The organism is Enterovibrio sp. FF113, from assembly GCF_041439165.1.
Lineage (GTDB): Bacteria > Pseudomonadota > Gammaproteobacteria > Enterobacterales > Vibrionaceae > Enterovibrio > Enterovibrio norvegicus_A.
Genome location: NZ_JBGONO010000013.1, coordinates 20,769 through 42,646, shown reverse-complemented (window position 1 = coordinate 42,646; position 21,878 = coordinate 20,769). Strand labels below are relative to the sequence as shown.

Genomic DNA, 21,878 nt, shown 5'->3' with positions numbered 1-21,878 from the left:
AAGGGGTAGACATGTTACGTCTGCTGTATCTGATGACGCTGACAGTGTGTTGTTTACCCTTAATTCCGGGGCTGGGTGGCGTGTTGCTTTCTGCCACCAGCTACCTTCCCGTTTTAGGGTTAACCGAACCCAATCTTGATGGCTGGTATGCCATGATGGCTTGGCCGGGTAGCGGAAAAGCCCTGCAACTCACGCTTTTTACAGGCGTAACCGCTACCTTGTTAGCGGTACTGATTACCTTTCTGATATTGCAGCGTTGCTGGGGAACATCAGGATGGAGCCGAATAGAAAAATGGCTCTCGCCTCTGCTTGCCATGCCCCACGTCGCTTTTGCCATTGGCTTTGCCCTCACCTTCGCCCCTTCTGGTTGGTTATTTCGTTTCTTCGCACTGTTTACGCAAGAAACAACGCCCTACACATGGTCCTTGGTGCAAGACAGCAACGGTATTGGGCTAGTGATAGCCCTTGCGATAAAAGAGACGCCCTTCTTGCTGTTAATGAGCTTGTCGGTACTACGCCAAATGCAGGTTGATCGCTTACTCGCAGCGTCGCAAAGTTTAGGCTACAACCGAAGCGCAGCGTGGCTAAAAGTGGTATTGCCTCAATGGCTACCCAAAATGCGCTTCCCGATCTACGCTGTGCTGGCTTACGGCTTGTCGGTGGTTGATGTTGCCATGATCCTTGGCCCTTCTTCACCGTCTACGTTCGCTGTGTTGGTGTGGCAGTGGTTCAATGACCCTGACCTACTAGAACTCCCCCGCGCAGCCGCAGGGGCGATTACGCTGTTTATATTGTGCTTTGGTACACTGTCGATATATCGACTGCTAGAGTTCATATTGATTTGCGGCTGGCAAAACTGGCAATTTAGCGGCAGCAAAATGTTTCATCTTCCCGGTAAACATTTGTTCAAGCTGGTCGCGGTACTGCCCTTTTTGATGATCCCTATTTTGTTGGTGTGGTCTTTTGCATTGCGCTGGCGCTTTCCGGATAGTTGGCCGACACGTCTTAGCACGCGCTTTTGGGAACAAGAATCGTCGAACTTATTAGAACTCGCGGCAAACAGCCTGATCCTTGGCTTAGTCTCTGCCACCGTCGCGCTGATTTTTGCAGTAGGGTGTTTGGAGTATCGAGACAAATACCATCAATCAGTGCCGCAGTTGGTGATCGCCATTCCCATGCTGATCCCGCAACTGTCAATACTGTTCGGTATTCAGATAGCGATTTATATGTTGCCAGGGCAATGGCATGTCCCCGCGACTATTTGGGCACATATTCTCTTTGCATTTCCGTATGTGTACTTAGCGTTAGATGGCCCATGGCGTTCTTTCGATCAACGTCTGACACAAACGGCGAGAAGCTTAGGTCACAGTGCCACAAAAGCGTGGTGGGCAGTGAAGCTACCCATTGTACTGCCTGCCATTTTACTAGCATGGGCCGTCGGTCTTAGCGTCAGTTTCTCCCAATATTTGCCGACGCAACTGTTAGGTGCAGGACGTATCACCACATTAACCACAGAGGCCGTTAGCCTCGCCAGTGGACAAGACCGCCGCATCAGCGCGGTATATGGCTTAATCCAAGCCTTTCTACCTCTGGTATTTTTTGGCCTTGCACTCGCTGCCAGCCGATTCGCCGACCCTCGTCGTCGCCTTGCAAAGCAAGAACAAACAAGAGACACAATGCATGAGTTTGTCCGTACAAAACCTGACTATAAAATCTAAGCAATCCACATTGCTTCAAGCCATGTCGTTTGACGTCGAGAACGGCGACATTCTCTCGATCATGGGCCCAAGTGGTTGCGGTAAATCAACGTTACTCAGCGCCGTTGCAGGTCATCTTTCGCCTGAATTCAGTTGTCAGGGCGATATTCGTGTTAACGATAAAAGCATTTTGGCATTGCCCGCAGAAAAGCGTGCCGTCGGTATTCTGTTTCAAGATGATCTGCTTTTCCCGCACCTTAGCGTGTGGCAGAACTTGGCGTTCGGTTTACCCGATACCATGAGCGCCACAGAGAAAAAAGAACGCGCCCTCGCAACGCTAGAAGAAATCGAACTGGGAGATATTGCCTACAAAGCGCCCGATCAGATTTCCGGCGGTCAACGCGCGAGAATCAGCCTAATGCGTACTCTACTATCACACCCAAAAGTGATCCTGTTGGATGAGCCTTTCAGCAAACTCGACAAACCGCTTCGAAAATCATTTCGCGCCTTCGTGTTTAAACAAATCAAGAACAGAAACATCGCGGCCGTGATGGTGACGCACGATGAAGATGATGTCCCCGTGGAAAGCACATTGTTGAATTGGCCCGTTGCGCCTGAAAACGCACCGTCTACATCATCCCCTCGCGTTGGCGTCCTTAGACCGGAGCAAAAACATGCTTGATCGTTATGCCATTACCCTTATTCGCTGGCCTCTCAAACAAGCCGCCAAGCTGCCTGACAAGATTGGCCTAACCGCCAATCAGGTGACCGTATCCGGCTTTCTGATCGGCATGCTTGCACTCCCCGCTATTGCGATGGAGCATTATTGGTTAGGGCTTTTGTTTATTGTACTAAACCGGATATTTGATGGGCTCGATGGTGCACTTGCTCGTCGGCAAGGCATTACCGATGCAGGCGGGTTTCTTGATATCACGCTCGATTTTCTGTTTTATTCCATGATCCCGTTTGCATTCGCCTTGGCAAACCCTGAACAAAACGCCGTCGCCGCCACCTTTCTTGTGTTTTCGTTTATGGGGACAGGTTCGAGCTTTCTGGCGTTTGCCATCATGGCGAGCAAGCGAAACATCGAAAACCCCGTTTATAAAAGCAAATCACTTTATTACATTGGTGGGCTCACTGAAGGCACAGAAACCATTGCGTGTTTAGTTCTATTTTGTCTGTTCCCGAGCTATTTTGCGGAAATTGCTTGGACGTTTGGTGCACTCTGTTGGGTAACAACAGCGACCAGAGTTTGGGCGGGTTACAGCACGCTAAACGCGCGTGCTGATTAACAATAAGAAAATTGGGCTTGGTAAGGGATGTTAGTGCCATGCCCAATACAATTATCTGCCAAACTACCGCATCTCTCGTTGCACTAGACAGTTAATTGCAAAAGCCAGTGAATCCACATCAACTTGGCCAAAAAATCGGTATCTCCCCTGATCAAAGACCCAGGCAGGGCTTCCCGGCACTTTTTCTGCTTCTCCGGTCTTGATATCGCCGTAGACATCGGCAAGTGCTCGACCACTATACAAGCACTCCATCACATCCGACGTTGCCACGTGGTTCTCTTCCAGAATGTCTTTCAATACTCCAAAATGGCTAATATCCCTAGCATCACGGAATAGGGCTTTGCGCAACGCTCGCTCCAATTCAATCGCTTCATCATTTCCTGCCGCAAACTTCACGGCCTTGATGGCCTGATGAGGCATCAAAGAACTGGAAGGTCGAACTTTGCGCCACAAATCAGGATTAACGTCTAGTCCTTCAAAACGGCTGGTAACCCTTTCCGTTATCTCAGCATATTTCAGATAACCGCTATCACCAGGCGCGATGGTACTCATTCTTTGAGGCACGTTGGCGTATAAAGACAAACAATGGTGCTCCCAGTTAACTTGTGAAGGACTCCAAAGGTGCATGATCTTATCGTTGTAGTCTTGCCCCACCCAGCCCCAGAAGCAAAGTAAGTCGCTATGAAAATTAACCGTTACTGCCATGTTTTGACCTTAATCCATTGTTTTCGTCTAACGTGCTTGAGTGATTGTGCGCTTGATCTTAGTCCGCCTTAAATCACTTTCCTAAGTAATGCCTTAAACGCTTCTTCCTTGTTATCTGACGTTAACATTCGATCTATTTCTTGGTTTTTGTCCAAAAAGCGAGCCGTCGACAAATCCCAACGTGTTCTTTTGGATACTCGCTCTTTCATCAGTCCTGCTACAGCAGAATGGTGCTTTAGTAAGTGTTCAGAATGAATCAGGTACTGCCCAATAATATCCTGCTGGGCATGGCTCCCCCCAAGCGCAGACAAACGATAACGTATCGGTTTGATGGAAGTAACAGCCGGCTTAAACTCTCCTTTTTCATAAGATTCAATGCCAGCAATCAACTGAATGGCCAGGTTACCTTCATAGCTATATCGAAGAGGACGCTCACTTTTCAGTGAATCATTCAACTGTTTAATGGCATCATGCTTTTCATTGCGAGCCAAGATCATCGCTGAGTGCAGTTCGGTAAACAGATAAACGTAATCGCCTATATCTTCTTTCACACCTTCGTATAAGCGCTCCCAGCGATCACCAACATCGACGCCAATAAACTCCAACCGCTTGAGAAGTGACGCGCCATTTTGCACACTGAGATAGAAATTTGATGCTTCGGGATAGATGTTTTCATCGAACAGTGACAGCACGTTTTCGACCCGTCCCAGTTCAAGCTCAAACAAGGCCAAGTGCCACCAAACATGGCCTACAAACGCATTATGTTGGTGAAGTTGTTCCGCTCGTGATGTGATCCACTCAATGCCTTCATCGGTTCGAGCATTCATTTCAAACACATGTGCCATTGCGTGTATGGCCCATAGATCGGAAGGATTAAGATCAACCGCTTTTCGTGCGTATTTTTCAGCTAAGTCATACTGGCCCACTTCTTCAAGTGCGAAACCAAATGCCCCTGCAAAATAGCCATAGCCTGACGTCTGTTCTGTCCAAGCCGGAGAGATCTTAGCCGCTGTATCCACCAAGCGCTGTCCTTCTCCAAACCAAAATAAGTTGCCTGTCGACTGTCTAAACGCCACTAAATCCAGCGGCCACTGATTGAGAATGTCAGACCACACATCAACGGCCTCTTTCACTTGTCCTTTTTGGTAATGTGAAAGTGCGGTGATATGTAATAACTCCCTCTCGTTCGCAACACGCGAAAGCCGTTTTAATTCGCCCAATATCGGGAGAATGCCGCTAAACGCGCTATGCCGGCCTTCACTCGCAATGCTATATCCTTTGAAAACCCACGCCATGACAAAATCTGGGTAGCGCTCCAATATCGCGTCTATCTTAGGCATGGCATTCGGCTGATAATCTAAAATCCATGCGAACGCTTCTTCGAATAATGCGACTCCTTGTTGGTCGCAACCTGAATAGTTAAGACCGCGGCTGTCCTGACTCATAGTGATCCTTTTTATTTATTTAAATAACCAAACTGACGCAATCAATGTAACCAACGGCTAGACAAGGAACAAACAAGGATAAATTGGCGGGAGGCAAAGAAATTGTTTTCGAGGGCATGCTTTGAATAGCACAAAAAAAGACCAGCACGAAAGCTGGTCTTTTATATATTCAGAACAGAGAAGAAGAAGATTACTCTTGGTCAGATTCCGCTTCCAGCCGACGCTCTTTTCGTAATCTCGCTTCTTCCATCACAGCATTAATTTCGGCCATCAAACCATCAACGTCAGCATCCTCGCCATCGTCTTCATATACACCCGTTAACTCAGTATTTGGCGTGAGATCGCCAGCTTCATACAAAGCCCACATCTCTTTCGCATATTGCGTACCGATAAGCTCAGGCGCATATTGGCCATAATAGTTCGTCATGTTATTCACATCACGTTCTAGCATCCATTTAGCATTGTTGTTTGCTGATGCGTCGACCGCTTGTGGCAAGTCAATAATGACAGGCCCAAGATGATCAACCAGCACATTAAATTCCGATAAATCACCATGAATAATGCCTTCACAAAGCATACGAACAACATCTTGGATCACGGTACCGTGATCCCTCAACGCTTGCTCTTTCGATAAGGTGACATCATTCAGTCGTGGTGCAACGCTGCCTTGGTCATCAGTGACCAGTTCCATCAATAGCACGCCGTCAATGCAACCGTACGGCGTAGGAACACGAACACCTGCTGCGGACAGTGCATACAGCGCATCCACTTCTGCGTTTTGCCACACTTTTTCTGCTTCTTCTCGGCCAAATTTAGAGCCTTTAGACATCGCCCTCTCACGGCGACTATCACGGACTTTGCGTCCTTCACGATACGCGGCGGCTTTCTTGAAGCTACGCTGATCGATCTCTTTATACACCTTGGCGCAGCAAATGTTTCCGTTGCTTGAAACAACAAAAACGTCAGCTTCTTTGCCACTCATTAGCTGAGAAATCACTTCATCAACCATGCCATCCTCAACCAATGGCAATAATCTTGTCGGTATCTTCATTCCACCTTCGTACGTGAATAACCCCGTAAACATGCTTTTCACTTGGGGCGACAGTGATTGAGGCACAATAGTGGGACAGACGAAAGAAGTAAAGAACCAACAACAATGAAGCGCATTTAGTCGTTTAAAACACCCAAGTCACGATGAAAAACACGATTTATCGAAGATAAATGTCATTTACCATCGTTACCATATTGAGCAGCTGCGTTCATCAAACCGTCGTATTGCGATGCATATCATGACTACACTGATCTTATGGTGATCTTGTAACCGTTGGCAAACGTAGCCACTGTTATGACGTAATTGAAAGGTGTACCTATGTTTTCACTATTCAAGAAAGACCCAACAAAGAAACTACGCACGCGCTACAACGCAACCTTAGAACGCGCCATGCAAGCACAGCGTAACGGCGATATGCATGCTTATGCTTTTATAACCGCAGAAGCAGAAGAGCTTTGGAAAGAGATTGAACGCGTTGAAAGCGAAGCCAAGTAGTTGTCTTTCATTTTATGCTGTGTCGTTTTAGGTCGCTTTCTATCCTGTTATCTTACCGCTGTTTCGTTTGACGCTATTGGACTGAAAGTTATCCTAATGTGCAGGCCCGTTACCCAATTTTGCGATGATGAAATCTAGGAGCACCCTTACTTGTGCTGGTAAATAGTGGCGTTCTGAGTCACTACCCAGAAGTGACTAACATAGCGAAGATTTTTGGCGGGAAATAGTCAGTTTTTTTCCAGCATAGAATCCATGAAACACACGCTCGATGACATTATGTTTCAAGGTTCTGATCATACGGATCCTACTCGTATCAGTTGTTTTGGTGCCGTGGACCATGTGAGATTAGATGGCAGTGAATACTCAGCTGTTTTCTCTACGTCCTTAGATGTGAAAAATGGGTTGATTGAGGACTATCTGGTATTCGCATACTTGAGTCGTTTGGGCTTGAAGCCAATACATCCTTTGACCTAACCACCAGTACGGGTGAGTTTAAGTTGGGTGGTCACGAGACTGGAGGGCTTCAAACACACAAGAATTTGTTAAGCCCTATTAAGGCTTCAAAGAAAACCAGATGTCATTTATCAAACATCACTTCGCCAGCATCAGTCCCATCAGGATATTGTCCTGTCCACATACCCACTTTCTCACCTGAGCGATAAAAACCCGTCCACATTGCTGTCTTACTCTTTCGAGGAATAATGGTTTGCCATTTACCCTCTTCCTTGCCGTCCACAAAGTTGCCTTTCGACCAAAGCGTTCCGTCTTCCATGTATGACTCTGAGGGGCCATGTTGAATACCGTTGGCATAGGTGTCCAATCGATCTACCCCACCCAATCGGTAGTATTTTTTAACTTCACCATGGTATTCGCCCTTCTTGTTATAATTAAAGACGCGCTTACCATCCCAATCATGCTCCCAATAACCGTATTTCGCGCCCTCAAAATATTCACCCTGTTCGATGATTTCGCCAAACTGCGTCACCGAAAACTTGCCATGAGGAACACCGTGTTTATAGTGTTGCTTCCTCGCTTTATGATCCACTAACTGAGTGAAGTAGAGGTTGTGGTATTCGCCATCAATGGTTTCTGTGCGATGGGTTAACTCACCTTCGTCAAAAAATTCAGTTTGCTTCCAAGCCTTGCTTTCATCTTCTTGACGCCTTGAAATGACAACACCATGTCGATATCGAAATTCATCACTGATGCGTTCGTGGTTTTCATTGAAGCTCACAGAAAGGTCGAAGAGTTTCTCACCTTGCTTGTTAAATTCCTTTTTCGCGATTAAACGGCTGTCATCGTTATATTCATAAATGACCTCGACCATATCGCTTTGCTTGTGAAACACACGCTGCTCACCCACTTCTTTGCCATTAGCATAATTGAAGATCTTAGCGGTATTTCCGGCTTCGTCATATTCAGTGGAAGCGCCGTGTAGTTCACCAGCGACAAAGTGTTGCTTAGAAGACAATTGGCCGTTGGCATACCAATTCAGCGTCACGCCATGCTCTACATTGTCCTTGTAGTTTTGCTGTTGAATTTTGTTCCCGGCTTTGTCATACCGATTAAACACACCCTCATACTGACTAAACGCGGATTGACCTTCACTCTTTAGCTGACCGTCAAAATAGTACGCTCGGTATTTTCCATGGCGCTGACCATGTTGAAAGTTCATCTCGTAATTGATATTGCCATTTGGGTAGTAGTTAAACATCGGCCCATGCGTCTCTCCATCAAGCCAAGTGGTCAAAGACCTGACAGAACCATCATGCTGATAGCTGATGCTTTCACCCGTCTGTTTTCCATCCAACATTTCAAATTCTTCAGACACATGCCCATTTGAATAGAAGACTTTTTGTGGCCCATTCAAAACACCGTTCACATAGTGTTGTTCTTTTTTTAAATCGCCAGAAGAGTATGTCTGCTTCAATCCGTGTTCTTTGCCTTCGCTATTTTTGTGTCCCTTAAATTTAATAACTCCCTGCCATGTATAGTACTCATAGTCCCCAACGACATTCGCTTTCGCGGGCTCTTTGGCGTTAAACCCACCTTTAAAGTAGACAGTGTCGTATTCAACAAAATAGACAACCGCAGGCCACTTTTCGTCTTGCTCCGTAAGTGGATCCGTCATGTAGTACTTGGCTTTCTTATCACCCGTAACCAGCTTTAAACTAGCATCAAGTAATATTCGTTCCGCAAAAGCCGATGACGTCATCAATAATGAACAAATCATGAGTGTGAATAGCGTAAAAAAGCGCATCAATCCCTCGCTAAATGCTTTTTGATAAAATTAGGTCTCAATAAGAATCGGCACCCTTCTGGGTGCCTAGATATTGCTTTGGTCATAGCTTTGGTCATAGCTTTGGTTATAGCTTTGGTTATAGCTTTGGCTATTTGTCATCACCAAACAGGAATGACGACGCGTCGTCCTCATCACTGCTCTTTACATATTTACCCATGTCATAACTTTGTGTCTGATAAATACTGCCATCGGTTCCATAGGTATCGACATCGCCATCCAACTCACCATCAACATAACGTTCAACGCGTTTTATATCGCCGCTTTCGCCAAAGTAATAGAAGGTGCCTTGCTTGCGGCCTTGAAGGTCGTATTGCTCGCGGCCTAGCTCATAACCTGCCGCTGATTGCGCGTACCACTTCCCGGTTTTCTTGCCTTGTTGATAGTTGCCGGACCAAAGCACAACATCGTACTCATAGTCTTCTTGATGTTGCCATTGCCCGTCTCTTTCGCCATCAACATAGTTACCCTTTGCGAGCAACATGCCGTGGTGGTTATAGTTTTCGGTCAAGCCATGACGTTTACCATTGAGGTACTGCTCCGACGTGGTTCGCTGACCACCCGCGTTCACCTGAGTCAATTCGCCATGCAATTGGCCTTTGCGGTTGTAGTTCTCAGTGCGGACGGTGCCATCGAAGTGCATGACCCAAGTACCGCTTTTCTTACCTTGATGGTAAGTGCCACTTTCGACTGGTTCACCCGTTGACGAAACAACAAGGCGCTTGCCATGGCGGACCCCATGTTGGTAATGGGTCGTTTCCATGTTGTCTGTATAGACATCCAATTGGATAAAAGCCTTGTTTCGCTTCCCGTTAACTTCTTCTGAACGGCGTGTTAGCTGCCCATCATTGTCGAAGCGCTCTTCCAATTCCCACTTCTTCTTAGCATTTGTTTGAATACGCGAAATCAGCACACCGTCGCGATATTTCTTCTCATCACTGATTTTTCTTTGGTTGGGGTAAGAGGCAACATACTCGTAGGTCAATTCGCCATCCTTACTGAATCGCGTTTTAGACCTAACTTTGCCGTTATTGTTGATAATGGACTCTTCTTGCACCGCATCAACTTGGTCGAAATACGTTCGCTGTGTGCCTCTTTGTAATCCTTTAACGAGGTTGTTGGTGCGTTTTACGTTGCCGGATTCATAATAGTGAGTCACTGCGCCATGTTGTTTTCCATCGCGGTAGTGCTCCTCAAAGCGCAACTTTCCTTCTATATGCCACCCACGGACAACACCGTGTTTCTTCCCTCTCTTGTATGGGGTTTCTAGGTACAAGAAGCCATTCTCGTTGTAGGAGTAGCCCAGCCCCTCTGTCTTATCATCAACATAATTGACGCGATGCGAAACTTGCCCGTTTTTATAGAAACTGGCGTATTCACCATGCACTTTGTCCATCTTGTAGTTGACGCTGTAACTCTTCGCACCATTTGGGTAGTAATACAATTGAAGGCCATCTGACTTTCCATCAACGAAGTGAAAACGGTGTGACACCGTTCCATCTTCAAAGTAATGGATGTTCTCACCCTCTTTGTTACCGTTTCGGTTGGTGTATTCTTCTTCAACGCTACCATCTAGAAAGAAGCTTCGATTGATTCCGTGCCTTTTGCCGGCAACAAACTCAGCTTCTTCAATTAACACGCCATCTTCGTTATATAAACGGGTTAACCCTTCATACTGGCCTTTCTCGTTCCGGCTGCCGGTAGACAGCAAGTTGCCGTTGTCATGAAAAATTTTGTAATCGCCGACGGATTTCCCTGTTGAGATATCAGCGCTGTTAAACGACCCTTCAAAATTGAGTATTTCCCCACCCTGAAAGTAGACGTTAACAGGCCACACACCATCTCGTTCAGCCAAAGGTTCAGCAAGATAATAGCTAGCTTCAGGCTCAGAACTGACAATATTCCAATCGACATCAAGCCAAACTGGGGCAGCCCAAGTAACTGTCGCACTTAATAACGAAACGAGGGCAAATATGCGGATTAATAAGTACTTCATCGTCTTATCCTTTCGCCAGCGGTGGGAACATTGTCACGAAGACTCTCTCTAACGGCTCACCCTCCACACTGAAGTGCTCAATGCGAGAAATTTTGCCTGACATTTTGATGTAGGTTCCATCAAAAAGAGCCTCTGAAAGCGGGCTATCGCCGGCAGTCAGCGCTTTGCCATATCGATCGATGGGTGACAAAGGTTCACCATGTTTATTGTAAATTCGGTATCCGCTGATGAACTGTTTCACTGATTGCTGAGGGTCAAAATCGACTACCTTACTCACATCAATCAGCCAAGGAAATGGACTCGGGGCAAGCGCCATCTCTTCCCATGACGGCGTTCCTTCACACGATAAACGCGTTGTAACTTCCATGTCATAGAAATAGCGTCGTATGCCATCTGGCGTCGTAAATTGATACGCCGTCGTGTTATCTTCAATCTTTGTCGGCCCACCCGCTACGTCATCACTGGTTTTCGGTTGCGGTTTCCATACCAAAGGATGGCCGCTAACGTGCGGCGTATTATCAATACTAAATTGGCACACGTTCTCCCAGACATAAGGCAGTGCAACAACCGCGTTGTGAGGAGATTCGGTATCGATGTGCAGGTCATTATTAAAATCAAACGTTGATTCTTGCTCGCTTGACGTTGCCAGGTCTTCCGCGTCAAACAAATAACTATCTGAAGGCACTATACCCATAGGCGGCATTTCAGCACTGGACAAGAACCACGCTTGATCCCAAAAAACCACTTCACGTGTAAAACTCGGTACGTCGCTTTGACTATGCACAATGAAGGTCACTTCAGTGGGTGCTGAAAAGAGCTTCACTGCAATAACATTCTGTTGGAGAACTGAATTTCCTAAGAAACTAAGCATTTGTTTTGAACTCGGGGCCAACCACGACGGGAGGTTAGGATCTGATGGGAAGCTGATTTGACCTTGAAGTCCGCCGACAGTTAACGCTAATCGGCTATTAACAGTATTGGTATATTCAAGTCGGTACTCATTTTGTGTCCCAGCAACCAAAGTGGCAGTGAGCGTTATCTCTCCCAACTGGAATGTTTGTGTTTTCCCGCCTGTCCACGGTACGTTGTAACGTGTCTCCGAAACGTTGTAGTAATCAACGAAGGCAGCAACTGTTTCCAGGTCATTTAGCTCTCGCTCGATCTGCCAACCCAAGGGCTGAATATGCGCTGAGACATTCATCCCTTCATCAATGAATTGTTGATCTAGCGGTGCAGCAAATTTCACGTCGGTAGGTTGACCGTCGATATAACCTCTAACATCGCGAAATGCGATTCGCCCGATCTGTTGCTGTTTAGCTACGTCCGTCGGGTACGCAAGGCGAAAACCCGCCTCTTCTTCAAGCAGCATACCGCGAGGATAAGGTAGGACGTCCTCCGCAGTCAGCATCTCGTTTGAAGGTTGACCATCAGGCAATGGAACAATATCAAACCAATGCTGCTCTTCATCGTAATAGGTGTTGTAAAAAATCTCAGCGAAAGTCCCTACCGATTCATCTTCAGGATGCATAGCAAAAGCGAATTGCGTCATTTTGGCTTTGCCATAAACCTCTACGGGAATATTCATCACAAGAAGCATCTTTTCTAACCAACCGGTAGATCGATTGATTTCGATTTGACCAAACAGCTGTTTTCCCAAGACGCTGTTTTCTACCGAAGACGCCTCTGTGCCTTTAGAAGACATTGTTGCAAACACCGTTTTTTCAGAAACACTCTGAACCGTCAATGTGACAGGAACGCCTTTAAAGTCCGTCAATTGCACTTCGCTGCCAGCTTTCACCGGAATGGATTGGATGAACCCCGGCGCGTTAATGGTTGATTGCAAGCTGTTCATCAAGATCTGACCACCCCGCTTAACAAACGACTCCCACTGGTCTTTATTTCTTGCGGTAAAGTCGGTCAGTTCTCCGCTTTCCGAATTCAGCGAAACATCAAAGCCAGCGCTAAATATTTTCTGTATCTGCGGGTTACGTTTGGACGAATCGACACTTGAAAAACCCGAATGCCCTGTCGAAAATTGCAAGTGCTCAGGAGTAACATGCAAGCTCAGAGCATCTCCCGTTTGTTCCACTTTATAGTGAAGTAAACTCTCACTGAGCATCACTGTTTCGGGGTTAGTCGCCACATCGCGAGTGGTATGTGCATATGCCCAGTAGCGTTTTTCATCACCTATTTCTGGGGAAAAAGTGACAGATTCACCACATGCTGTCAGGGTGAAAATAATCGGTAATAAAAGAGTCTTTAAATAATTATGTGGATACATCCATATATTCCATAACGAAGTAAATAATCAACTTTAACCAGCGTAATAAAAGGTAAGTTAAATTGCTGGCCAAGTATTTTAAAATGCGTGAAAACGTTATTTAGTGACGCTAACACTGGCGAAGTTCAAACTGTATCTGCTTTGTACCCTGATTCTGTAAGCTACCCAGCTTTAGCTCGTGTAAGATATAGCCCCGCGCTAACAGGCGTTCCTCAATGCGCGCTATATTTACACCACAACATATTGATTTAAAACTCGCTTATAGATTTCTGCGCTGACTTCAAAGATTGCACTGCACCTAAATGAAATCGGCCAAAAAAAACACATCTTTAGCGAATATATTTAACATTTACGATAAATACAACAGGCCAACTTTAAAGTGTTACATAACATGTCAAAATGAAATAAAACATGATGAAATACCATTAGAACAGTGATGGAAAAGAAGGTGAAAATATAATTAACACACTGTACGAACAACTATCTTTATCTAAAAAAAAACCTGAAGGCCGAAAGCCATCAGATTTTCATCACTGTCGATTTAAACTAACGCGTTTTTGTTTAGCCCGCTAAATCACTCGAGTGTAAACACTTGGTTGGCCTGACTTGCTTTTCAAAGAGTTCTGCCTCTACTCCACCCCACACGCCCCCAGCACCACTTTCACCACGTGCTCAATGTTGTCGTCGATGTCCTTCCCTTCTGGGATGGCACGCATGTCGAAAACTTGTGGCCACAGGAACATGCCGTTGAACAGGCTCGAATAGGTGTTAGTGAAAAGCTCTGGGGTCATGTTTTTAAGCTTGCCCGCTTCCAACCCTTCTGCAAACCACCCGGCTAGTGCTTTGGCGTTATAGAGCTTGGTGATAATGGCTTGGGCCATGTCAGGCTGGCGAAGAAACTCGATCAAGATGACGCGTGTCAGCGGAATGCCATAAGAGTGATAGAGAATGTCGACTTCTTTTCGGCTAATGGCTTTTAGTTGCTCATACGCGCTGATTTCAGGGTCAAACGGATAGCTAGCTGTTTCCTGTACAGACTCTTGAATGATGGTCAACACCGATTCAAACAACACCTCTTTGCTCTCAAAATGGCGATACAGCGTGCGCTTCGACACTTCTGCCGAGGTGCAGACTCTGTCCATGTTTGCCGCGATAAAACCATATTGAATAAATTCTTCTCTCGCCGCGCTGATGATGGCGAGACGTTTTTGTTCAGAGCGTGTCATTACATTTCTCCGTTTACCGATGCGACAACTTTAGCAAGGCCGATCATTAAAGTACACTTTTGAGTTTACCTTTTCGGAAAACATGCATAAAATAAACTCCAGAGTTTACTTCCGGGCATTTGAACGCACCAGAAGTCACCAACAAACACAAAAACCTTCATACAGTGGTCGCGCCTGACCCTTCTTTCTAAGGAGAAAAAGGTGAACATGGTTTCTAAAAAGTCTGCATTGGCAACATTCAAAGCCAATACCCTCGCTGCGAGCATCGCGGTGTCTGTACTTCTATTGAGTGGATGTGGCGAGAAAGAGGTTCAGCAAGTTGCTGCACCCGTGATTAAACCAGCCCTTACCGAATTGGTGTCAGCGCGTGCCAGTGATGATCTGAGTTTCAATGGCGTGATCCGTGCGGCAGAGCGTGCCGATTTGGCGTTTCGTGTTGGCGGCCGTCTCACCGATGTGTTCGTGAAAGAAGGCGACCAAGTAAAAGAAGGCCAAGTGCTGGCTATGCTCGATGCACGTGATGCAAAAACCGCGTTGGCATCTGCCAAGCTAGAACTGAAAAACACCGAAGTTGAATACCGCCGTGCGAAGGCGATTTTCGACAAAAGCCAAGCCATTTCGAAAAGCGATTTGGACGCCATTACTACGCGCTACGACTTAGCGAAAAACCGCGTCGATGACGCCACGCGTCAACTTGAATACACCGAGTTGAAAGCTCCATTCGATGGCATCATTGGTCGTAAATTCGTCGATAACCACGTTCAAATTCAAGCCAACGAAACCATTGTTGCTTTGCATGATTTGAGTGATTTGGAAGTCGTGATCAACATTCCTCATAAAGTGATGTTATCTGGCTTGAATCAAACCAAAGCCATGGCCGAGCTTTCCGCCATTCCGGGTCAACAATTCCCGCTGGTTTTGCGTACTTACGCCACCGAAGCCGACCCTGTTTCCCAAACCTACCCTGTCGTCTTGGGCTTTGATGATTTGAAAGGCTTCCGCGCTTTGCCGGGTATGGCAGTAAAAGTTGTCCCTGCTGACGCGAGCGATGGTCACGAGCAAGCGCAGATTTTGACGGTGCCGCTGACTGCGGTTGTTCCTGATAACCAAGGCAAACAATTCGTGTGGGTGATCAACGCCGACAACCAAGCCGAAAAACGCTTTATCGAAGTGGGTGCATTAAGCAAAAACCGCATCGTGGTGAAAAGTCACCTAGCGCAAGGTGAGCGTGTGGTGATCGCGGGTGTATCGAGCATTCGCGAAGGGTTGGAAGTGCGTCCTTATACCGACAACACGTCTACCAAAAACAATGGCGGAGCGTAATCGATGGACTTAGCACGCATCACCATCGCCAAACGCACCAGTGTTTGGGTATTGATTGCCCTCGTACTGCTGGGTGGCTACATCAGTTACTTAAAGCTCGGGCGCTTTGAAGATCCCGAGTTCGTTATCCGTCAGGCCGTGATCAACACCGCTTACTCGGGTGCAACCGCACAAGAAGTGTCAGACGAAGTCACGGACGTGATTGAAGGCGCGGTGCAATCGCTTCAAGAACTCAAAGAGGTGAAATCCGTCTCGAAGCAAGGCATGTCCGAAGTCACGGTCGAAATCAAACTCGAATTCGCCAACAGCGCGGCGGATTTACAACAGGTGTGGGACAAACTTCGCCGTAAGATTTCAGACGCGCAGCGACAGCTCCCTCCCGGTGCTGGCCCTTCTATCGTCAACGATGATTTCGCCGACGTATATGCCCTCTTCTTTGCTGTCACTGGCGAAGGGTTTACCGACAAACAGCTGCAAGATTACGTCGATACCTTACGTCGTGACTTAGTGCTGGTACCAGGCGTCGCCAAAACCGCCACGTTAGCCGAGCAACAAGAAACCATCTTTGTTGAGATCTCCAGCGAACGTTTAGCGAAATTCGGGGTATCTGCAGAGAAAGTCTACCAAGTACTGCAAAAGCAGAACATGGTAACGGTAGCAGGCAGCATCGAAACCGACGCCATGCGTATTCCGGTGATCCCAAGCTCAAGCATTGATTCGTTCGCTGATTTGAAAAACCTGCAAATCGCCGTCGGTAACAACAATACCGTGCTGCGTTTGGGCGACATTGCCGACGTCACACGCGGCTACAAAGAACCGGCATCCATGCTGATGCGCTACAACGGTGAACGTGCGATTGGCTTTGGTATCTCGAATGTCACCGGCGGTAACGTTGTCGACATGGGCGATGCTGTAAAAGCGCGCATTGCAGAGTTGGATGACCAACGTCCATTGGGCATGGAACTGCACGTTATTTCCATGCAATCCGACTCGGTGCGTGATTCTGTCACCAACTTTATTGATAACCTGATTGCCGCGGTTGCCATCGTCTTTGTGGTATTGCTGCTGTTCATGGGCGTGCGTTCTGGTGTGATCATCGGCTTCGTCTTGCTACTCACCGTGGCGGGTACACTGTGTGTGATGCTGATTGAAGACATCGCCATGCAGCGTATTTCACTCGGTGCGCTGATCATCGCGTTAGGCATGTTGGTGGACAACGCCATCGTGGTGACCGACGGTATTCTGGTTCGCTTCCAGCAAAACCCAGATGAAGACCGTGAAACCATCGTGTCAGAGGTGGTGAATGCCACCAAATGGCCACTGCTCGGCGGTACGGTCGTCGGTATCTGTGCCTTCAGTGCGATTGGTTTGTCCCCGTCGGACATGGGCGAATACGCGGGCTCCCTGTTCTGGGTGATCTTGTATTCCATGTTCCTAAGCTGGGTGTTTGCCGTCACTATCACGCCGATGCTTTGCTTGGATTTCCTCAAAGTAAAAGCTGTAAACCCCGACCAAAAACCGGGCCGTGTCGTGACCGCGTACAAAGGTTTGTTGCAGTGGGTATTGGCGCACCGCGCACTGAGTTCACTCATGCTGTTCGGCACACTCGCCACTGCCATGTGGAGTGTGCAATTCGTGCCACCGGGCTTCATGCCAGAATCACAACGCGCGCAGTTTGTCGTGGATGTTTACTTGCCACAAGGCTCTGACATCAAACGCACTGAAGCATTGGTCGCGAACATTGAAAAAGATGTGCAAGCCAAAGAAGGCATCACCAATATCTCTAGCTTCATTGGCGGCGGTGGTTTGCGTTTCATGCTGACCTACGCACCCGAAGCGCGTAACCCAAGCTACGGTCAATTGCTGATCGACATCGACGATTACAAAAAAATCGCACCATTGTTAGGTGAACTGCAACACGCGCTTTCCGTGAAATACCCAGATGCGTCTATCAAGGTATGGAAGTTCATGCTCGGTCGCGGGGGCGGCAAGAAAATTGAAGTCGGCTTCAAAGGCCCAGACAGCGCCGTGTTGCGTGAGCTGGCTGAAAAAGCCAAAGCCATCATGCTTAACGATCCGAACCTGATTGCCGTGCAAGATGATTGGCGTCAGCAAGTGCCAGTGCTCCGCCCTGTTTATTCAGCAGAAGAAGCACAGCGCTATGGCTTGACGACACAAGAGATCAACCAAGCGATTGCTCAGACCTTATCAGGCCGCAATGTTGGCGTGTACCGCGAAGGTAATGATTTGATCCCAATTGTGGTGCGCTCGCCGGATGCGGAACGCAACCATCAGCGTGCGATTGAAAACACCGAAGTATTTAGCCACACCGTCGGCGGTTTCATTCCTGTTAGTCAAGTCGTGGAATCGGTCGATGTGGTGTACCAAGATGACATGCTTCGTCGTATTGACCGCACCCCAACCATTCTGGTGCAAGCTGACCCTGCCCCAGGCGTGCTAACGGCGGATGCGTTCAACAAGGTTCGCACGGAAATTGAAGCCCTCGAATTGCCCGCAGGTTATACCCTGAAATGGTACGGCGAATACAAGGCATCAAAAGACGCGAACGAAGGTTTGGTGATTTCAGCGCCATACGGTTTTGCCGCGATGATTTTGTCCGTCATCTTCATGTTCAATGCCATTCGTCAGCCATTGGTTATTTGGTTAACTGCACCACTCGCCATCATTGGTGTGACGGTCGGTTTGATCATCTTCCAGACGCCGTTTGAGTTTATGGCGATACTCGGCTTCTTGAGCCTGATTGGGATGATGGTGAAAAACGCCATAGTATTGGTCGACCAAGCCGACGTGGAAATCAAAGATGGGAAAACCGCCTACCACGCAATTATCGACGCCGCACTCAGCCGCGCAAGGCCGGTATTGCTGGGCGCATTGACCACCATTTTGGGTGTCGCCCCTCTCTTGGTAGACCCGTTCTTCAAGAGTATGGCTGTCACCATCATGTTTGGTCTGCTGTTCGCGACCATCCTGACCTTGGTGGTTATCCCGCTGTTCTATGCGATTTTCTTTAGGGTGAAGGTGGAAGCGGTTTAAGCGCTAAAGCTGAAAAGTAGAGAGCAAAACGCCACGTGATTACGTGGCGTTTTTGTAGGTGGTTAAATAACCGTCGCTTCGATCGAAAGTGTGTTGGGGAGCTGAATTTTTTAGGCATCAAGTTGCGTAATTTATTGTACTATCCATACTGCAAATGCACAGTTATGGTAGCTGTTCGAATGAACAGCGTAATACCTATAGTTGAGTACAGCACATTATTAGGTCAGGCCGCCCGATCACTAAATTTCTGAGCGTAACCTATAACTCTAATCATATGATACTTTAGAGTTAGGCGGAAAACTTGTACAGATGAACGCTTACTAGTAGGCGTCCAGATTTGGACTAAATGACAAGTTGCCCCTAATAAGCTGCTTACTTTACAAATTATAAAATAGTGGAAGTATTATGGCTCAAGGCAGTAAAAATCACTTCATACAACTAAATAATGAGTTTTCAAAAGTTGTCGAAGCTTCGTTTTCATCTAAAAACTCGCCTAAGATATCTGAATTATTTCATTTTGTAGATGATTTGAACGTGTGGCATGAGATTTTAAAAGATAAAGAAGATACAACAATTCTAATAAGTGCCATCAAAGAGTACGAGTTCAGCTTTCAAGCTGCGTTAAACGGACAATACAGGTATGCATTCACTGCTCAACGGTATTTTTTGGAACAAGTTTGTAGATATGTTTATCTGTCGACTAATGAGCTTTATCTTAGGCATTGGAAGTTAGGCCTTAAAGATATTTCTTGGGGCTCCATTGTAGACAAAGAAAATGGAATTTTCTCAAGAACTTTCATACGAGCATTCTATAATGAGGTAGAAGAAGAAGGGACTCATATGATTACTCTTTCTTCAAAATTATACAGGGAAACCTCTGAATATATTCATGGCAATTTTGACAAGGTAGTAGATATGCCTGATAAATTAGGCTTTGATAACCAATTGCTCAATAAGTGGTTAGATTTTGTAGAAACAAATAAATTTATAACTGTATTCTTACTCACGGTTAGATTTTCTAAAGGATTTAATAGTATAGAGTTAGATCAAGTTGAAGACAACATCAAAGATGAGCTTGGTGGAATAGAAGAATTTAATCTTCTATATAATGGTTAGGAAGAACTATGTCAGATTTTAAAATACGAACAGAAACGATTAAACCAACTAAAATTTTGGACTATTTTGTTGAAACAAAAGAGGACAGAGAAATAATAGAGAGGTTAAAATCAGATGCCCCGATTGTATTAGTAGGCAGTCGTGGTGTTGGAAAGTCCTTCCTTCTAAGGGTTGCTGAGGCTGAGTTAAAAAGAGATATAAGTAATAGTAACATTGTACCCGTGTATATTTCTTTTACGGAAGGATCTGTTCTACAACTAACTGATGAACACGACTTCTATCAATGGATGCTCGCAAAAATGTGTTCAGCTTTCTTAAGGAGTATAAAGAAGCTTGGTATCTCAACACCAGTATCATTGCTGGGGGGTAAAACTGAAAATGAAGAAGAAGCATATCTAACTAAATTAATTGATGAATTTGAACAAACATGGAAGGATAAATCAAAATCAATTGACTCCCAAGGCTTACCATCAATAGATGATTTTAAAAACGCAGTAGAAGATATATGTGAAGAAGCAGAAATCGAGTCAGTAAATTTTTTCATTGATGAAGCTGCGCATATTTTGCGACCTGCACAGCAGAGGCAGTTTTTTAATCTATACAGGGACATAAACAGCCCTTACATTAATTGCAATGCCGCAATCTATCCGGGAGTCACATCGTTTGGAAATAATTTTCAGCCCATTCATGATGCAACATTCTTATATTTAGAGAAAGACGTATCAAGTGCTGGATATGTAGAGTACATGAGGAGTATCGTTGAGAAGCAAGCCGATAGCAACCTGCTTGGAAAGATAGCAAAAAATATGAGCAACTTTTCCATATTGACGTATGCAGCAAATGGAAACCCTAGAGCTCTATTAAAGACTCTAACGCAAGCACCATCCATATCATCTAGAGATGTGAATACTATTATAAAATCATTCTATAAAAGTGATATTTGGGAAGAGCATACGCTTTTATCAAATAAGTATTCTGGTTTCACTGAATTCATCGATTGGGGTAGAGATTTTGTTGAAGAGCATGTGTTGCCAGACATTAAAGAAAAGAATGATAGTTATATATCTGGAGACAAGAAAACAACTCGCTTCTTTTGGATTCATAGAGATGCTCCTGAAACCGTTAAAAAAGCTTTAAATCTTCTTTGTTATACTGGAATTATTTCGTTACATACAGATGCCGTAAAGGCAACACGAAGTAGAGTAGGCACCAGATACAGTGTAAATGTCGGTTGTGTGCTTTCATTGGAAAACGTACCTGCAGCCACTGGCCTACCTATTGTTAAGAATACGACTATAAAAAGAATGTCTGAGTATGGAGAGAACCACCCTGCTTACGACAGTCTTAAATCCAAAGTTACAGATTTTGACGACTCAGTGATAAATAATGCATTAAATGAACAGTTATCAAAGTCAGTTGATTTCCTTGACATTCCAAACTGGTTAATTGACGCCTTAAAAAGCCTAGAATTCACTCAGATAAAGCACGTTCTCGACGCCACTGAAAGTCAAATTCAGCAAGCTTATTATGTAGGTAAAGTAAGGTCTAGGTATATAAAAAACGAAGCCACCTCAGCCGTTTTTGAATACTTATCAGGGTAACATAAACGAGTCGCATAACGAACAAAGGACATAATAGCAGAGGGAATAGCGGGGAATAGCGGGGACAGGCACCTTTAGAAAAACACAATTTTGTCAATTGCATGCATTCAGTGCCCTCAAGCTCAAAGACACTGATTAAATATGAATGGTTGCCTTTTGAACGATATCCTTTTCATATTGTTTGATTGCCAACCATTTTGATGACTAATGACTAAACCCCGTTCATCTCTCATCAGTATCGACGCAACCCCTTGCTACAACTGCGTTTCACGTTGTGTTCATTGCTCATTTCTGTGT

Annotated in this window: 15 protein-coding genes; 8 read left to right on the top strand and 7 right to left on the bottom strand. The window is 45.9% G+C overall.

The window, feature by feature from the left end:
- Window positions 1-11 precede the first annotated feature (11 nt).
- The 3 genes from ACED36_RS12010 to ACED36_RS12000 are packed head-to-tail and all read left to right on the top strand — an operon-like array spanning window position 12 to window position 2,989.
- On the top strand, window positions 12-1,718 hold the full coding sequence (locus ACED36_RS12010) for an ABC transporter permease (RefSeq protein ID WP_371733316.1): 1,707 nt from the start codon (window positions 12-14) through the stop codon (window positions 1,716-1,718).
- A complete protein-coding gene (locus ACED36_RS12005; RefSeq protein WP_017004009.1) occupies window positions 1,681-2,379 on the top strand; it encodes an ATP-binding cassette domain-containing protein in 699 nt (232 codons plus the stop codon). The genes ACED36_RS12010 and ACED36_RS12005 overlap by 38 nt, the downstream gene beginning before the upstream one ends.
- On the top strand, window positions 2,372-2,989 hold the full coding sequence (locus tag ACED36_RS12000) for a CDP-alcohol phosphatidyltransferase family protein (RefSeq protein WP_016962052.1): 618 nt from the start codon (window positions 2,372-2,374) through the stop codon (window positions 2,987-2,989). Before ACED36_RS12005 ends, ACED36_RS12000 begins: the two co-directional genes overlap by 8 nt.
- Window positions 2,990-3,052: 63 nt before the next feature.
- On the opposite strand, the gene ACED36_RS11995 is transcribed toward ACED36_RS12000, so the two are convergent.
- From ACED36_RS11995 to ACED36_RS11985, 3 genes are all read right to left on the bottom strand, one after another.
- Window positions 3,053-3,694, bottom strand: coding sequence for a DsbA family protein (locus ACED36_RS11995; RefSeq protein ID WP_017004010.1), 642 nt, complete (start codon window positions 3,692-3,694; stop codon window positions 3,053-3,055).
- Between the two features lie 68 nt (window positions 3,695-3,762).
- Window positions 3,763-5,139 (bottom strand): tetratricopeptide repeat protein, encoded by a 1,377-nt coding sequence (locus tag ACED36_RS11990; RefSeq protein WP_016962050.1) that lies wholly within the window; start codon window positions 5,137-5,139, stop codon window positions 3,763-3,765.
- A gap of 190 nt (window positions 5,140-5,329) precedes the next feature.
- The gene (locus ACED36_RS11985; protein WP_029486720.1) at window positions 5,330-6,190 is read right to left on the bottom strand and encodes a PA4780 family RIO1-like protein kinase; all 861 of its coding nucleotides are present in this window, start codon (window positions 6,188-6,190) and stop codon (window positions 5,330-5,332) included.
- A gap of 318 nt (window positions 6,191-6,508) precedes the next feature.
- Between ACED36_RS11985 and ACED36_RS11980 the strand changes: the two genes are divergently transcribed.
- On the top strand, window positions 6,509-6,685 hold the full coding sequence (locus tag ACED36_RS11980) for a DUF6435 family protein (protein WP_017004013.1): 177 nt from the start codon (window positions 6,509-6,511) through the stop codon (window positions 6,683-6,685).
- A gap of 577 nt (window positions 6,686-7,262) precedes the next feature.
- Here the strand turns inward: ACED36_RS11980 and ACED36_RS11975 are convergent.
- From ACED36_RS11975 to ACED36_RS11960, 4 genes are all read right to left on the bottom strand, one after another.
- Complete coding sequence (locus tag ACED36_RS11975; protein ID WP_371733315.1) at window positions 7,263-8,945, bottom strand: toxin-antitoxin system YwqK family antitoxin; 1,683 nt, start codon at window positions 8,943-8,945, stop codon at window positions 7,263-7,265.
- 130 nt (window positions 8,946-9,075) lie between these two features.
- Complete coding sequence (locus ACED36_RS11970; protein ID WP_371733314.1) at window positions 9,076-10,980, bottom strand: hypothetical protein; 1,905 nt, start codon at window positions 10,978-10,980, stop codon at window positions 9,076-9,078.
- 4 nt (window positions 10,981-10,984) lie between these two features.
- Window positions 10,985-13,261: a hypothetical protein gene (locus ACED36_RS11965; protein ID WP_371733313.1), complete on the bottom strand. Its 2,277-nt coding sequence runs from the start codon at window positions 13,259-13,261 to the stop codon at window positions 10,985-10,987.
- A 629-nt stretch (window positions 13,262-13,890) separates the two neighbouring features.
- Window positions 13,891-14,487 (bottom strand): TetR/AcrR family transcriptional regulator, encoded by a 597-nt coding sequence (locus ACED36_RS11960; RefSeq protein WP_371733312.1) that lies wholly within the window; start codon window positions 14,485-14,487, stop codon window positions 13,891-13,893.
- 201 nt (window positions 14,488-14,688) lie between these two features.
- On the opposite strand from ACED36_RS11960, the gene ACED36_RS11955 reads away from it, so the two are divergent.
- From ACED36_RS11955 to ACED36_RS11940, 4 genes are all read left to right on the top strand, one after another.
- Window positions 14,689-15,810: an efflux RND transporter periplasmic adaptor subunit gene (locus tag ACED36_RS11955; protein ID WP_371733311.1), complete on the top strand. Its 1,122-nt coding sequence runs from the start codon at window positions 14,689-14,691 to the stop codon at window positions 15,808-15,810.
- Window positions 15,811-15,813: 3 nt separating this feature from the next.
- On the top strand, window positions 15,814-18,864 hold the full coding sequence (locus ACED36_RS11950; RefSeq protein ID WP_371733310.1) for an efflux RND transporter permease subunit: 3,051 nt from the start codon (window positions 15,814-15,816) through the stop codon (window positions 18,862-18,864).
- Window positions 18,865-19,269: 405 nt separating this feature from the next.
- Entirely contained in the window at window positions 19,270-19,980 is a 711-nt protein-coding gene (locus ACED36_RS11945) for a hypothetical protein (RefSeq protein WP_371733309.1), read from the top strand.
- Between the two features lie 8 nt (window positions 19,981-19,988).
- Window positions 19,989-21,581 carry a hypothetical protein gene (locus ACED36_RS11940; RefSeq protein ID WP_371733308.1) on the top strand — a complete coding sequence of 531 codons (1,593 nt, stop codon included), beginning with the start codon at window positions 19,989-19,991 and terminating at the stop codon, window positions 21,579-21,581.
- Window positions 21,582-21,878 lie beyond the last annotated feature (297 nt).

Coding starts and splice junctions, on each gene's coding strand:
- ACED36_RS12010 (WP_371733316.1), top strand. CDS start 12: ATGTTACGTCTGCTGTATCTGATGACGCTGACAGTGTGTTGTTTACCC.
- ACED36_RS12005 (WP_017004009.1), top strand. CDS start 1,681: ATGAGTTTGTCCGTACAAAACCTGACTATAAAATCTAAGCAATCCACA.
- ACED36_RS12000 (WP_016962052.1), top strand. CDS start 2,372: ATGCTTGATCGTTATGCCATTACCCTTATTCGCTGGCCTCTCAAACAA.
- ACED36_RS11995 (WP_017004010.1), bottom strand. CDS start 3,694: ATGGCAGTAACGGTTAATTTTCATAGCGACTTACTTTGCTTCTGGGGC.
- ACED36_RS11990 (WP_016962050.1), bottom strand. CDS start 5,139: ATGAGTCAGGACAGCCGCGGTCTTAACTATTCAGGTTGCGACCAACAA.
- ACED36_RS11985 (WP_029486720.1), bottom strand. CDS start 6,190: ATGAAGATACCGACAAGATTATTGCCATTGGTTGAGGATGGCATGGTT.
- ACED36_RS11980 (WP_017004013.1), top strand. CDS start 6,509: ATGTTTTCACTATTCAAGAAAGACCCAACAAAGAAACTACGCACGCGC.
- ACED36_RS11975 (WP_371733315.1), bottom strand. CDS start 8,945: ATGCGCTTTTTTACGCTATTCACACTCATGATTTGTTCATTATTGATG.
- ACED36_RS11970 (WP_371733314.1), bottom strand. CDS start 10,980: ATGAAGTACTTATTAATCCGCATATTTGCCCTCGTTTCGTTATTAAGT.
- ACED36_RS11965 (WP_371733313.1), bottom strand. CDS start 13,261: ATGTATCCACATAATTATTTAAAGACTCTTTTATTACCGATTATTTTC.
- ACED36_RS11960 (WP_371733312.1), bottom strand. CDS start 14,487: ATGACACGCTCTGAACAAAAACGTCTCGCCATCATCAGCGCGGCGAGA.
- ACED36_RS11950 (WP_371733310.1), top strand. CDS start 15,814: ATGGACTTAGCACGCATCACCATCGCCAAACGCACCAGTGTTTGGGTA.
- ACED36_RS11945 (WP_371733309.1), top strand. CDS start 19,270: ATGGCTCAAGGCAGTAAAAATCACTTCATACAACTAAATAATGAGTTT.
- ACED36_RS11940 (WP_371733308.1), top strand. CDS start 19,989: ATGTCAGATTTTAAAATACGAACAGAAACGATTAAACCAACTAAAATT.